At 70.7% G+C, this 13,822-nt stretch carries 9 protein-coding genes, 2 rRNA genes and 1 pseudogene (1 of these 12 running past the window's edge); 4 read left to right on the top strand and 8 right to left on the bottom strand.

All coding sequences use genetic code 11. The annotated features are described in order from the left end of the window. The gene (locus O7603_RS27765; RefSeq protein ID WP_281572679.1) at positions 1-696 is read right to left on the bottom strand and encodes a lysophospholipid acyltransferase family protein; all 696 of its coding nucleotides are present in this window, start codon (positions 694-696) and stop codon (positions 1-3) included. 162 nt (positions 697-858) lie between these two features. Here O7603_RS27765 and O7603_RS27760 point away from each other — a divergent pair, with 162 nt between their 5' ends. After that, positions 859-2,025 (top strand): acyltransferase, encoded by a 1,167-nt coding sequence (locus O7603_RS27760; protein WP_281572678.1) that lies wholly within the window; start codon positions 859-861, stop codon positions 2,023-2,025. Positions 2,026-2,082: 57 nt separating this feature from the next. Here O7603_RS27760 and O7603_RS27755 read toward each other — a convergent pair. Then, a pseudogene (locus O7603_RS27755) lies at positions 2,083-3,591 on the bottom strand (alkaline phosphatase D family protein). A gap of 191 nt (positions 3,592-3,782) precedes the next feature. On the opposite strand from O7603_RS27755, the gene O7603_RS27750 reads away from it, so the two are divergent. Next, complete coding sequence (locus tag O7603_RS27750) at positions 3,783-4,223, top strand: carboxymuconolactone decarboxylase family protein (RefSeq protein ID WP_281572677.1); 441 nt, start codon at positions 3,783-3,785, stop codon at positions 4,221-4,223. Positions 4,224-4,301: 78 nt separating this feature from the next. Here the strand turns inward: O7603_RS27750 and ndk are convergent, their stop codons facing one another. Further along, the gene (gene ndk / locus O7603_RS27745) at positions 4,302-4,727 is read right to left on the bottom strand and encodes a nucleoside-diphosphate kinase (RefSeq protein WP_281572676.1); all 426 of its coding nucleotides are present in this window, start codon (positions 4,725-4,727) and stop codon (positions 4,302-4,304) included. Between the two features lie 143 nt (positions 4,728-4,870). On the opposite strand from ndk, the gene O7603_RS27740 reads away from it, so the two are divergent. Next, on the top strand, positions 4,871-6,223 hold the full coding sequence (locus O7603_RS27740) for a VOC family protein (RefSeq protein ID WP_281572675.1): 1,353 nt from the start codon (positions 4,871-4,873) through the stop codon (positions 6,221-6,223). 63 nt (positions 6,224-6,286) lie between these two features. On the opposite strand, the gene O7603_RS27735 is transcribed toward O7603_RS27740, so the two are convergent. The 3 genes from O7603_RS27735 to O7603_RS27725 are packed head-to-tail and all read right to left on the bottom strand — an operon-like array spanning position 6,287 to position 10,736. Further along, the gene (locus O7603_RS27735; protein ID WP_281572674.1) at positions 6,287-6,790 is read right to left on the bottom strand and encodes a DUF4233 domain-containing protein; all 504 of its coding nucleotides are present in this window, start codon (positions 6,788-6,790) and stop codon (positions 6,287-6,289) included. Further along, the gene (locus tag O7603_RS27730) at positions 6,787-8,121 is read right to left on the bottom strand and encodes a folylpolyglutamate synthase/dihydrofolate synthase family protein (protein ID WP_281572673.1); all 1,335 of its coding nucleotides are present in this window, start codon (positions 8,119-8,121) and stop codon (positions 6,787-6,789) included. Before O7603_RS27730 ends, O7603_RS27735 begins: the two co-directional genes overlap by 4 nt. Then, positions 8,118-10,736, bottom strand: a complete 2,619-nt coding sequence (locus O7603_RS27725; RefSeq protein ID WP_281572672.1) for a valine--tRNA ligase — start codon at positions 10,734-10,736, stop codon at positions 8,118-8,120. Before O7603_RS27725 ends, O7603_RS27730 begins: the two co-directional genes overlap by 4 nt. A gap of 70 nt (positions 10,737-10,806) precedes the next feature. On the opposite strand from O7603_RS27725, the gene O7603_RS27720 reads away from it, so the two are divergent. Further along, positions 10,807-11,496, top strand: a complete 690-nt coding sequence (locus O7603_RS27720) for a hypothetical protein (protein ID WP_281572671.1) — start codon at positions 10,807-10,809, stop codon at positions 11,494-11,496. A gap of 237 nt (positions 11,497-11,733) precedes the next feature. On the opposite strand, the gene rrf is transcribed toward O7603_RS27720, so the two are convergent. Next, a 5S ribosomal RNA gene (gene rrf / locus O7603_RS27715) occupies positions 11,734-11,850 on the bottom strand. Between the two features lie 81 nt (positions 11,851-11,931). Then, positions 11,932-13,822 (bottom strand): 23S ribosomal RNA (locus O7603_RS27710); it runs 1,219 nt beyond the window's last position.

Raw genomic sequence — 13,822 nt, 5'->3', positions numbered from 1 at the left:
TCAGACCGGGCCGTCGCGGACCGGGTCCGGGTGCGCGCGCGGCGGGGCGTACCGGGCGACGTACTCCTGGCCGGTGAGCTTCTGGATCTCGGCCATCAACTCGTCGGTCATCGCGCGCAGCGAGGTGCGGTCGTCCGGTCGGCCGGTGAAGTCCAGCGGCTTGCCGAACCGGACGATGACCTTGCCGGAGCCCGGGCGGGGCACCCGCGCGCCGATCGGCTGCACCTTCTCGGTGCCGATCATGCCGACAGGGATGATCGGCACGCCGGCGGAGATGGCCAACCGGACCGCGCCGGTGCGACCCCGGTAGAGCCGCCCGTCGGGCGACCGGGTCCCCTCCGGGTAGACCACCACCAGGTCGCCACCCTTGAGCGCCGGGATGGCCGCGTCGAACGCGGTGAGCGCGGCCCGACCGCCGGCCCGCTCGACCGGGATGGCGCCGAGCCCGGTGAGGACGAATTTGGAGAACGCGCCCTTCAGCCCGGTGCCCTTGAAGTACTCGGACTTGGCCCAGAACGCCAGGTGCCGCGGCACCACCGTGCCGACGAACAGCTCGTCGGCCACCGAGAGGTGGTTGCCGGCGAGGATCGCGCCACCGGTCTCCGGCACGTGCTCCAGCCCCTCCACGGTCGGGCGGAACGCCAACCGCAGCGTGGGCGCCACGGTGAGCTTGCCGATGGTGTAGAGCAGCGGCACTGGTCCTCCGGCGGTTCGTGTGCGAAGCAGGCGGTGTCACGGTAGCGGACGCGGCCACCTTCCCTGACGGGTGTGCCCGCCACCCTCCTCCCACGGGTGTGCCCGTATCCGGCCCCATCCATGCGGCTTGACCCCGCTGGCCCGCTCGCGCAGACTTCGCCGGTGCGTTCGCTGCGGTGGGACGAGTTCCAGGCCATGCGTCGATTTCCCGCCCTGGACGGCCTGCGGGCGCTAGCCGCGATCATGGTCTTCGCCTTCCACTACGGCGGGCCGCACTGGACGTGGCTGTCCGGCTGGATCGGCGTACACCTGTTCTTCGTGCTCTCCGGCTTCCTGATCACGACGCTGCTGCTGCGCGAGGAGGACCGGCACGGCAAGGTCTCGCTGCGCGCCTTCTACCTGCGTCGGTTCTTCCGGATCATGCCGGTCTACCTGCTGGTGCTCTTCCTGACCTGGGCGCTCGCGCGACTCGACGGCGGCGCCGGCACGATCGAACGCCTGCTGAGGTACTACCTGCTCCTCCTCAACGAATTCCTGCCGTCGAGCGCGCCGTACCTGCACTCCTGGACGATCGGGATCGAACAGAAGTTCTATTTGTTCTGGCCCGCCGTCGCGTTCGTGGTGGTGACCGCCGCGTTCCGCCGACGGCTGGCGGTGACGGTCGGCCTGCTCGCGCTCTTCATCGCGCTGACTCCGCCGGACGTGGGCTGGCTGAGCTGGCCGGTCCACTACGTCGCCATCCTGCTCGGCTGCCTGACGGCGGTGGTCATGCACCACCCCCGGGGCTTCGCCCTGGTCCGGCCGCTGACCCACCCGGTGACCGCCACCGTGGCCATCGTCGCCTTCGTCGCGGTGCACGTGTCCGTGCAGCTCTGGCCGGCCCGGCTCGGTCAGGAACTGCTGATCGGCGGCTACGCCGCCGCCGCGGCGCTGCTGCTGCCGGCCCTGCTCTCCCGCAGCGCGCTGGCACGCGGACTGGGCCTGCGCCCACTGGCCTTCGTGGGTGAGCGGTCGTACTCGATGTATCTGATCCAGACCATCGCCGCGCGGACGGCGGCCGGGCTGGTCCCGGCGATCGGGCACCGCGGCACCGGCCTGTTCCTGGGCGCCCTGGTGGTGGGACTGCTCGGCGCGGACGTGCTGTACCGGTGGATCGAGCTACCCATGATCAACGTAGGGCGCCGGCTGGCCGCACGGGTACCGCGCCCCGGCCCGACGGACGCCACCGACGGCGCCGACGCCACCGGCGGCACCGGCACGTCCGGCGCGATCGCCGGACCTTCCCGGCCGCGCGAGGTGCTGGTGGACGGCGGCCCGGCGGCCCGCTGACCGCGACGCCGCCGGAACGCCGTCCACCACACCTGCGCTGTCGGCCGGGCGCAGCGGTCAGCGGGTCGGGGCCGGGAGAGTCGTGCTCCAGAGGGAGACGCCGTCCCGGTCCCGCAGGTGGACCGTGAACGCGCCGGTCGCCCCGTCGACGCCCACCTCGCCGAAGTGCTGGAAACCCTCCGCCGGGGACGTGTTCGCCCGCGGCGGGGCGTGCACGAAGACGGCCCGCGGACCGAACGTGCCGTCCAGCGCGTTCGGGCCGAAGGCTCCGGCGTGCGCCGGCCCGGAGACGAACTCCCAGAACGGGGTGAAGTCGGCGACCGCGGCCCGGGCCGGGTCGTAGTGGTGCGCGGCGGTGTAGTGCACGTCGGCGGTGAGGAAGACGATCCCGGTCACCCCGGCTCGGTGCGCCGCCCCGAGCACCTGGGCGAATTCCAGCTCACGGCCGGCCGGTACGCCCGGGTCGCCCTGGGCCACGCCCTCCTGGGCGCCGGGGCCGTCCGGCACGACCAGCCCCAGCGGCAGGTCGGCGGCGATCACCTTCCAGGTGGCCCGGGACCGGGTCAGTTCCCGGATCAGCCACTCCCGCTGTGCCCGGCCGAGCAGACCGCGGCGGGGGTCGGCGTAGGTGTTGCCGTCGTTCGCGTCCTTCCAGGTCCGCATGTCCAGCACGAAGACGTCCAGCCGCCGCCCGTACGACAGCCGCCGGTACAGCCGTCCGTCGAGCGGTCCCGGTACCCACTCGCCGAACGCCTGCCGCGCCCGGGCGGCGAGCACGTCGACGCGGCGCTCGGTGTACCGCTCGTCGGTCAGCACCTCGCCCGGGTACCAGTTGTTGGTCACCTCGTGGTCGTCCCACTGGTTGACCTGCGGCACCTCGGCGACGAACCGGTGCAGGTGCTCGTCGAGCAGGTTGTACGCGTACTGGCCCCGGTACTCGGTCAGCGTCTCGGCGACCTTGCTCTTCTCCGGGGTGACCAGGTTGCGCCAGATCCGGCCGTCCGGCACGGGTCACGCTCTCGCCGATCGGGCCGTCGGCGTAGATCGTGTCGCCGCTGCACAGGTAGAAGTCGGGACGGGTGGCGCGCATGGCCCGGAAGATCGACATGCCGCCGAAGTCCGGGGCGATCCCCCAGCCCTGCCCGGCGATGTCGCCGGTCCAGACGAACCGGACGTCCCGCCGGTCGTGCGGGTCGGGCGCGGTGGTCAGCACGCCGCGCAACGGCTCGCTGGCCAGCCCGTGCCGGTCCAGGCTCTCCACCCGGACCCGGTAGTGCAGACGCTCGCCGGCGGGCAGGCCGCGCAGCCGCACCCGCGCGCCCCGGAAGTCGGATCGGCGGCTCACCTCCACCAGCATCCGCCCGGGGCGGTCGGCGCGCGTCCACACAGCGCCGAGTCCGCCGTCGCCTCGCCGCTCTGCACGCCGTGGGTCAGCACCGGCCGCCCGGCCGGCCGCCACCCCGGTGCGGCCGGCGCGGCACCCGCGCCGAGAAGGCCACCACCGGCGACACCCGCGCCGGCCACCAGGCCGGCACGCAGCAACGTACGTCGATCAAGCTCCGTCATCGTTCCTCCCGGATCGGGGACTGACTGACCCCGTCGGTCTACCGGGCGGACATGACCGGTGGCGGCGCTCCGAGTGGCGACGGCCGGAACGTCCGCTGACCGGTCATGACCGGCGTCACAGGCCGTGGCTGTCACGCCGCACCCCGATCGCGCCGTCATAGCGGTGTCACACCGATCAGGGAGGATTTCAGATGCAGCGGATGAACGCGGCCGAGGTGGCGCCGGAGGCCTACCAGGCGGTGCTGGGGCTGGAGAAGTACGTCCGGGCGAACGTCGACCACACCGTGCTCGAGCTGGTGAAGCTGCGGGCGTCGATGCTGAACGGCTGCGCGTACTGCGTCGACATGCACAGCACGGACGCGCTGCGGGCCGGCGAGTCGAGCCGGCGGCTCTTCGCCGTCGCGGCCTGGCGGGAGTCGCCGTTCTTCGACGAGCGGGAACGGACGGCGCTGGCGCTCACCGACGCGGTCACCCACCTCGGCGAGCACGGCGTACCGGACGAGGTCTGGGACGCCGCCGCGAAGCAGTGGTCGGAGAAGGAGCTGGCCGACCTGGTTATGGCGATCGCGACGATCAACGTGTGGAACCGGATCGCGGTGACCACGCGGACGCAGCCGCCGACGGAGGCGTGAGCCTCCTCGGATGGTGACCCCCGGCCGGTGCGCGACGCGCACCGGCCGCGGTCGTCAGCCAAGGAGCCGGCTGAGGTGTCAGCCCAGCTCGGGGAACCAGAGCGCGATCTCGCGCTTCGCGCTGTCCGCCGAGTCGGAGGCGTGCACCAGGTTCTCCCGGTTGGACAGGGAGAAGTCGCCGCGGATGGTGCCGGCGGCGGCCCGGCGTCCGTCGGTGGCGCCGACCAGCCCGCGGACCACCTCGATGACCTGGTCGCCGGAGAGCACCAGGGCCACCAGCGGCCCACCGGTCATGAAGGTCTTCAGCGGCGGGTAGAACGGCTTGTCCACGTGCTCGGCGTAGTGCTCGTCGGCCAGGGCGGCGTCCATCGTCCGGATCACCATGGCGTCGATCCGCAGCCCCTTGCGCTCGAAGCGGGAGATGACCTCGCCGACCAGCCCGCGGCGGACCGCGTCCGGCTTGATCAGTACGAGGCTGCGCTCATCGGGGGTGCTGCTGGACACGCTGGGTTCCTCCTGTGCGCGGAAGGCGGTCGGGCTGGGTACGGTCAGCCTAGCGATCCGGTCCCGGCGCCGGCGCGGCGGCTGGCCTTTCCCCCGGCAGCCCCTCCGGCCTAGCCTGGCCCTTGACCCCCGGGAGGTCCACTGTGGCGAATGGCGGGAGCCGACCCATCGCGCCGGTACGCAAGCTGATCGCCGCGGTGCTCGGCACCGTGGCCACCTTCGTGATCCTCTTCGGCCTCGGCATGACCAGCTGGGCCATCGTGGCGCTCGGGGTCGCCCTGCTGGTGCTCGCGATCGCGCTGGCCACGGTGCGGGCCGGCGGGCGCACCTGGGTGATCGGCGAGGGCCACGTGCACAGCGCGTCGGAGCCGCCCACCCAGTACGCGTTCGGCCGGTGCGAGCTGCAACTGGTCATCGACGCACCGGGGCTGCCGCCGCGGAGCAAGAAGATCATCGAGCCGCGGGTGCCGGTCTCGAAGTGGCCGTCGCTCGGGCAGACCCTGCCGATCCGGGTCGCCCTCGACGACCAGCGGCACGTCCGGGTGCTCTGGGACGAGGTGCCCACGCACGCCGAGACCGCCGCCGCGGCGACCGCCGACCTGCCACCCGAGTACGCCGGGCCCGAGCCGCTGGACGAGGTGCTGATCGAGCAGGACGCGCCGCCGTGGGCGGGCCGCTCCGCCGAGGACGACTTCCGGGACGACCTCCGCGACCCCCTCGCCCCCGACCCGCTCGCCTCCGACCCGCTGCGCGACGACCCGGGCGTCCCGCCCGAGGAGCGCGAGCCCGTGGTGGTGCACCAGCGTCCGGGCGGCCCGGTGGTGCTGGAGGGGACGCTGGTCGAGCCGTCGGTGGTCAACCCACTGCCACGCCGAGCCACCCCGGCCCCCCGTACCCCGGCGGAGGAGCGGTTCGACGCCCGCGACGCGGCCGCCGGCGCCGCACCGCCGGCACCGCCCCGCACGGTGGATCCGCTCGACCCCCTCGACCTGCCGCTGGACGACCCCGCGCCGCCCCGCGAGCCGGCACGCGACGAAGAGGTCACCCCGGCGGAGCTGGACGAGGCCATCTTCGGGTACGAGCCGGAGGCCGCCGAGGTCGATCCGATCGAGGACGACGCCCCGATCAGCGGGGTCGGGCTGACGCTGCTGGTCACCGACCTGTCCCGTTCGCTCGACTTCTACCGGGACGTGCTCGGGTTCGCCGAGCTCGACCGCGGGTCCGGCAACGCGGTGCTCGCGTCCGGGGCGACCCGCCTGGTGCTGCGCGAGGTGACCGAGGCCGCGCCGGTCAGCCGCCGGCTGGTGCACGTCAACCTCGAGGTCGGCGACATCCAGGCGGCGTACGCGCGGCTGCGCGGCTCCGGCGTCCGCTTCACGTACGCGCCACGCGTGGTCAACCGGGGCACGAAGCTGGAGGTGTGGGCGGCCGCCTTCCGCGACCCCGACGGCCACGGCATCGCCCTCACCCAGTGGCGGGAACGCGCCGACGCCTGACCCCGACCGGGAAAGAGGGCACCCGTTCCGTGAACGAGTGCCCTCCCGCTGCGGTGCGGTGGGTCAACCGAGGATGACGCGGCGGACGTGCAGGGCGTAGGCCCACGCCAGAGCGAAGATCACGCCGAGCGCCAGCAGCGACCAGTGCAGCAGGCCGCCGAGAATCAGCAACCCCTGCAGGACGGTGCCCGCGTGCCAGGCCCACGGCCGGCGCATCATCCCGGCCAGGACCACCGCCGCCACGGCCAGTGCCACCACCGCGCCGATCGCCGGGCCGCCCAGGTCTGCCCCCACCGCCCGGATCGGCTGGATGGCGAGCAGCAGCACCAGCGCCTCGATGCCCAGCGCGCCGGCGCCGAGACTCCGGACCGCCCGCTCCGGGTCCCGCAGCCCCGACCGGCGCGGCTCCTCCGCCCCGGTAGCCGGCTGCTCCCCCGGCCCGGTGGCCGGCTGCTCCCCCGGCCCGGTGGCCGGCTGCGCGGGCCCGGTGGCCGGCGCCGGCCGCTCCGGCCCGGCAGCCGACCGCTGCTCCGGCCCGCCGGTCGTCGGCTGCTCCGGCCCGGTCATCGCTTCAGCAGCCGGCGGGCGTCGGCCACGGTCACCACCGATCCGGTGATCAGCACGCCCACCCCGCTCAGCTCGCCGGGCACGTCCTCCTCGGCCAGCGCCACCGCCGTCTCGATGGCGTCGGGCATCTCCTCGGCCACCTCGACCCGCTCCGGGCCGAACAGCTCGGCGGCCATCGCGGCCAGCTCCCGCGCCGGCAACGCCCGCGGCGAGCTGTTCCGGGTGACCACCACCTGGTCGACGACGGGCTCCAGCAGCTCCAGCAGGGCCGGCGCGTCCTTGTCGCCGAGCACCCCGACGACCGCGACCAGCTTGCTGAACGCGAACTCCTCCTGGAGCGCGGCGACGGTGGCGGCCATCCCGTGCGGGTTGTGCGCGCCGTCGAGCAGGATGGTCGGCGCGCTGCGTACCCGCTCCAGCCGGCCCGGCGAGCTGGCCGTGGCGAAGCCCTCGCGGACGGCCTCGATGTCGAGCTGGCGCCGGGCGCCGGCGCCGAGGAACGCCTCGACCGCCGCGAGGGCCACGGCCGCGTTCTGCGCCTGGTGGGCGCCGTGCAGCGGGATGAACACCTCCTCGTAGACGCCGCCGAGCCCCTGCAGGGTGAGCACCTGCCCGCCGACGGCGACCGCCCGCCGCAGTACGCCGAACTCCGAGCCCTCGCGGGCGATGGTCGCGCCGACCTCGGCGCAGCGCTCCAGGATCGGGCGGGCCGCCTCCTCCTCCTGCGCCGCCGAGATGACCGTCGCGCCCTTGTGGATGATGCCCGCCTTGTGCAGGGCGATGTCCTCGATCGTGTCGCCGAGCCACTCGGTGTGGTCGAGGCCGATCGGGGTGATCACCGCTACCCCCGCCTGGATCACGTTGGTCGAGTCCTCGGCGCCGCCGAGACCCACCTCCACCACGGCGACGTCGACCGGAGCGTCGGCGAAGGTGGCGAAGGCCAGCGCCGTGGTCATGTCGAAGTACGTCAGCGGCTCCGCCGACCGCTCGTCGACCAGCCGGGCCAGCGGGGCGATCTCCCGGTGGGTGGCCGCGAACCGCTCCTCGCTGACCGGCTCGCCGTCCAGGCTGATCCGCTCCCGGACGGTCTCCAGGTGCGGGCTGGTGTAGCGGCCGGTGTGCAGCCCGAACGCCCGCAGCAGCGAGTCGATCATCCGGGCGGTCGAGGTCTTGCCATTGGTGCCGGTCAGGTGGATCGACGGGTACGCCCGCTGCGGACTGCCGAGCAGGTCGAGCAGGGACTCGATCCGGTCCAGCTCGAAGACCATGCGGGTGAAGCCGCGGCCGGCCAGCTCGGCCTCGACCTCGGCGAAGGACTGGTGATCGGTCACGAGGAAAGCGCCTCCAGCGCCGCGTCGATGCGGACGAGGTCGGCCTCGGCGGTGGCGAGCCGGTCCCGGATCTTGGCGACCACCGGCTCCGGCGCCTTGCCGACGAACGCCGGATTGTCCAACTTGGCCCGGGCCTGCGCGACCTCCTTCTCGGCCGCCGCGCGGTCCTTGGTGAGCCGGGCACGCTCGGCTGCCACGTCGATCGTGCCGCGGGTGTCCAGTGCCACGGACACCTCGCCCGGCATGGCCAGCGTCGCGCTGGCCTGGAACCCGTCCTCGGCCGGGTCGAGCCGGGCCAGGGAGCGGATCAGCGACTCGTGCGCCGCGACCCCGGCCCCGGCGAGGCCGTCCAGCCGGGCCGCGACCCGCTGGGTGGGGCGAAGACCCTGGTCGGAGCGGAACCGCCGGACCTCGGTCACCACCCGCTGCACCGTGCCGACCTCCGCCTCCGCGGCGTCGTCGATCAGGGAACGGTCCGCGACCGGCCAGGCGGCCCGCATCACGGTCTCGCCGCCGGTGAGCGCGGTCCAGAGCTCCTCGGTGACGAACGGGACGATCGGGTGCAGCAGCCGGAGCAGGTGGTCGAGCACGTGGCCGAGCACCCGGCGGGTGACCTCGGCCGCCGGGCCGCCCTCGGCGAGCACCGGCTTGGTCAGCTCGACGTACCAGTCGCAGACGTCGTCCCAGGCGAAGTGGTAGAGCAGGTCGCAGACCTTCGCGAACTCGTACGCCTCGAACTGCCCATCCACCTCGGCGGTGACGTGCGCCAGCCGGGACAGGATCCACCGGTCGACGGTCGACAGCTGCTCGGCGACCGGCAGCGGCCCCTCGGTGTGCGCGCCGTTCATCAGCGCGAACCGGGTGGCGTTCCAGAGCTTGTTGCAGAAATTGCGGGAGCCCTGGCACCAGTCCTCGCTGACCGGCACGTCCTGACCCGGGTTGGCGCCGCGCGCCAGCGTGAAGCGGGTGGCGTCGGCACCGAACCGGTCGATCCAGTCCAGCGGGTCGACCACGTTGCCGAACGACTTGGACATCTTCTTGCCGTGCTCGTCGCGGACCATGCCGTGCAGGGCGACCACGTCGAACGGCTGCACCCCGTCCATCGCGTACAGGCCGAACATCATCATCCGGGCGACCCAGAAGAACAAGATGTCGTACCCGGTGACCAGCACGCTGGTCGGATAGAACTTGGCCAGGTCCGGGGTCTTCTCCGGCCAGCCGAGGGTGGAGAACGGCCACAGCCCGCTGGAGAACCAGGTGTCCAGGACGTCCTCGTCCTGCCGCCAGCCCTCGCCGGTCGGCGGCTGCTCGTCCGGGCCGACGCAGACGATCTCGCCGTCCGGGCCGTACCAGACCGGGATGCGGTGGCCCCACCAGAGCTGCCGGGAGATGCACCAGTCGTGCATGTTGTCGACCCAGGCGAAGTAGCGCTTGGCCAGCTCGGCCGGCTCGATCTTCACCCGGCCGTCCCGCACCGCATCACCGGCGGCCTTCGCCAGCGGCGCGGTGTTCACGAACCACTGGAGCGACAGGCGCGGTTCGACGGTGGTCTTGCACCGCGAGCAGTGGCCGACCGCGTGCACGTACGGCCGCTTCTCCGAGACGATCCGGCCCTGCTCGCGCAGCGCGGCGACGATGGCCGGCCGCGCCTCGAACCGGTCCAGCCCCTCGAACGGCCCCGGCACGGTGATCACGCCACGCTCGTCCATCACGGTCAGCGAGGGCAGGTCGTGCCGCTGGCCGATCTCGAAGTCGTTGGGGTCGTGCGCCGGGGTCACCTTGACCATGCCGGTGCCGAAGCTCGGGTCGACGTGCTCGTCCGCGACGATCGGGATCCGTCGGCCGGTGAGCGGCAGCTCGACCTCGGTGCCCACCAGGTGCTTGTACCGCTCGTCGTCCGGGTGCACCGCGACGGCGGTGTCGCCGAGCATCGTCTCGGCCCGGGTGGTGGCCACCACCACCTCGTCGCTGTACCGGATCGAGATCAGCTCGCCCTCGTCGTCGGTGTGCTCGACCTCGATGTCGGAGAGCGCGGTGAGGCAGCGCGGGCACCAGTTGATGATCCGGTTGGCCCGGTAGATGAGCCCGTCGTCGAAGAGCTTCTTGAACATGGTCTGGACGGCCCGCGACAGGCCCTCGTCCATGGTGAAGCGCTCGCGGTCCCAGTCGACCGCGTCGCCGAGGCGGCGCATCTGGCCGAGGATGGCGCCGCCGGACTCGGCCTTCCACTGCCAGACCCGTTCGACGAACTTCTCGCGGCCCAGGTCGTGCCGGGACAGCCCCTCGCCGGCGAGCTGCCGCTCGACCAGGTTCTGGGTGGCGATGCCGGCGTGGTCCATGCCGGGCAGCCACAGGGCCTCGTAGCCCTGCATCCGCTTACGCCGGTTCAGCGCGTCCATCAGGGTGTGCTCGAACGCGTGGCCCATGTGCAGCGAACCGGTGACGTTCGGCGGCGGGATGACGATGGTGAAGGGCGGCTTGTCGCTCTCCGCCGACGCCCGGAAGTGGCCGGCGGTTACCCACTGCTCGTACCGTCGCTGCTCTACCTCACCCGGCTGGTACTGGCCGGGCAGGGTGGGGGCGTCGGGGCGTCGGGCATCCAGTCTCTCGGTCACCCGAGAAAGTCTACGGAGGGCTTCCGCGGACCTGACGTGCGCCACCGGCCATTCGCGTACGGTGTCGGCTATGTCCGACGCACATCTCACCGAACGCCAGCTCGGCGACGGGCCCGAGCCCGAGCCTGTCGAGCTGACCGAGGAACCCATCCGGCTGAGCAACCGGGAGCACGCTGACGGCCCCGAGCCGCGGGCGGCCCATTCACGGCGGCGACGGATCGGGTGGGCGGTGGCGCTCGCGATCGGGCTCGCGGGGGCCGGCACCCTGGGGGTTGCCGGTTGGCGGGTGGCACAGCAGAAGGACACCCGGCTGGCCAGCCCGGAGCAGGTGGCCGGGCTGACCCGCGACGACAGTGAACGGGCCCGCAGCACCGCGGACTACCTCCGCAGCGGCTTCGCCGCCGACATCGAGCTGGACCGCAGCTTCGGCAACGTCTACCGGGACCCGGCCGACGACAAGCGCTCGGTGCTCATCTTCGGCGGCACCACGCTGCTCTGGCAGCCGGAGCGCGACCTGGACAGCCTCTTCGGCCTGATGTCCGACGAGACCGGCAAGGTCAACGGGCTGCGTGAGGTGGCCGCCGGCGACCTGGGCGGCACGATGAAGTGCGGCACCACGAGCGGTGAGGGCGGCGACTTCGCCATCTGCGGGTGGGCCGACCACGGCAGCGTCGTCATGGCCATGTTCCCGGGCCGCACCGTCGACGCCGCGAGCGCGCTCTTCCGCGACCTCCGCGCGGGCATCCAGACCCGCGGCTGACGACCCACCGCCCGCTCGCCCGTTCCGGGGACCCGGGTGGATCAGCCGACAGTGGCCTTGATCGGCACCATGTGGCCGACGTGGCGGGGTCCGACGTGTCCGCCGCGCGGTTGCCGCCGTCACCGGCACCGCCGCCCTGCCCATGCCAGCGCCCGGACCGCGTCCGGGTCGCCCCGGATACGGGGTGGGAAACGCGTCAGGGCCACCCTCGAAGAGGGTGGCCCTGACGGGAAGATTGTCCGGCGGTGTCCTACTCTCCCACACCCTCCCGAGTGCAGTACCATCGGCGCTGGAGGGCTTAGCTTCCGGGTTCGGAATGTGACCGGGCGTTTCCCCTCCGCCATGACCGCCGTAACTCTATCGACATATCAAACAACACCCAACGGGTCTGTTGTTCGTTTGTCGGGAGTTGCACAGTGGACGCGTAGCAGCTTAGTAGTCAAGTCCTCGGCCTATTAGTACCGGTCAACTGAACCCGTTACCGGGCTTACATTTCCGGCCTATCAACCCAGTCGTCTAGCTGGGGGCCTTACCCCACAATGTGGGTGGGATACCTCATCTTGAAGCGAGCTTCCCGCTTAGATGCTTTCAGCGGTTATCCCTTCCGAACGTAGCTAACCAGCCGTGCCCCTGGCGGGACAACTGGCACACCAGAGGTTCGTCCGTCCCGGTCCTCTCGTACTAGGGACAGCCCTTCTCAAGTATCCTACGCGCACGGCGGATAGGGACCGAACTGTCTCACGACGTTCTAAACCCAGCTCGCGTACCGCTTTAATGGGCGAACAGCCCAACCCTTGGGACCTGCTACAGCCCCAGGATGCGACGAGCCGACATCGAGGTGCCAAACCATCCCGTCGATATGGACTCTTGGGGAAGATCAGCCTGTTATCCCCGGGGTACCTTTTATCCGTTGAGCGACACCGCTTCCACACGCAAGTGCCGGATCACTAGTCCCGACTTTCGTCCCTGCTCGACCTGTCAGTCTCACAGTCAAGCTCCCTTGTGTACTTGCACTCAACACCTGATTGCCAACCAGGCTGAGGGAACCTTTGGGCGCCTCCGTTACCTTTTAGGAGGCAACCGCCCCAGTTAAACTACCCACCAGACACTGTCCCTGAACCGGATAACGGTCCGAAGTTAGATACCCAAATCAACCAGAGTGGTATTTCAAGATTGCCTCCACCCATACTGGCGTATGGACTTCACCGGCTCCCACCTATCCTACACAAGCTAATTCGGATACCAATGTCAAGCTATAGTAAAGGTCCCGGGGTCTTTCCGTCCTGCCGCGCGTAACGAGCATCTTTACTCGTAATGCAATTTCGCCGGGCCTGTGGTTGAGACAGTGGGGAAGTCGTTACGCCATTCGTGCAGGTCGGAACTTACCCGACAAGGAATTTCGCTACCTTAGGATGGTTATAGTTACCACCGCCGTTTACTGGCGCTTAAGTTCTCCGCTTCGCCCCCGAAAGAGCTAACAGGTCCCCTTAACGTTCCAGCACCGGGCAGGCGTCAGTCCATATACATCGAATTACTTCTTCGCATGGACCTGTGTTTTTAGTAAACAGTCGCTTCCCCCTGCTCTCTGCGGCCATACAACGCTCCACCCGCGCGGGGCTTCACGTCTCCGGCCCCCCTTCTCCCTAAGTTACGGGGGCAATTTGCCGAGTTCCTTAACCACAGTTCGCCCGATCGCCTCGGTATTCTCTACCTGACCACCTGTGTCGGTTTGGGGTACGGGCCGCTCGGAACTCGCTAGAGGCTTTTCTCGACAGCATAGGATCACTGACTTCGCCTGAATCGGCTCGGCATCACGTCTCAGCCTTCATGTGCCACGGATTTGCCTATGACACGGCCTACACGCTTACCCCGGCACAACCACCGGCCGGGCTCAGCTACCTTCCTGCGTCACCCCATCGCTTGACTACTACCCGCCAGGTTCCCACGCTCCCCACCATTGACCCGAAGGTCGCCGGCAGTTCGGGTGGTTAGCACAACGAGGTTCATCAGGGTCGCTCCTTCGCGGGTACGGGAATATCAACCCGTTGTCCATCGACTACGCCTCTCGGCCTCGCCTTAGGTCCCGACTCACCCAGGGCGGATTAGCCTGGCCCTGGAACCCTTGGTCATCCGGCGGAAGGGTTTCTCACCCTTCTTTCGCTACTCATGCCTGCATTCTCACTCGTGCCGCGTCCACAACTGGGTCACCCCGCTGCTTCACCCCCGGCACGACGCTCCCCTACCCATCCACACACCTGCACAAGGAATCACGTCCAAGCGAGGTAAAAATGTGAATGCCACAGCTTCGGCGGTGTGCTTGAGCCCC

The organism is Micromonospora sp. WMMD812, from assembly GCF_027497215.1.
In the GTDB taxonomy this organism is placed as follows: domain Bacteria; phylum Actinomycetota; class Actinomycetes; order Mycobacteriales; family Micromonosporaceae; genus Micromonospora.
This window is presented reverse-complemented; position numbering and strand designations above follow the sequence as displayed.

What these genes read in the sequence shown, in the direction of transcription:
- O7603_RS27720 (WP_281572671.1), top strand. Translation starts at nt 10,807, where the DNA reads ATGTCCGACGCACATCTCACCGAACGCCAGCTCGGCGACGGGCCCGAG.
- O7603_RS27750 (WP_281572677.1), top strand. Translation starts at nt 3,783, where the DNA reads ATGCAGCGGATGAACGCGGCCGAGGTGGCGCCGGAGGCCTACCAGGCG.
- O7603_RS27735 (WP_281572674.1), bottom strand. Translation starts at nt 6,790, where the DNA reads ATGACCGGGCCGGAGCAGCCGACGACCGGCGGGCCGGAGCAGCGGTCG.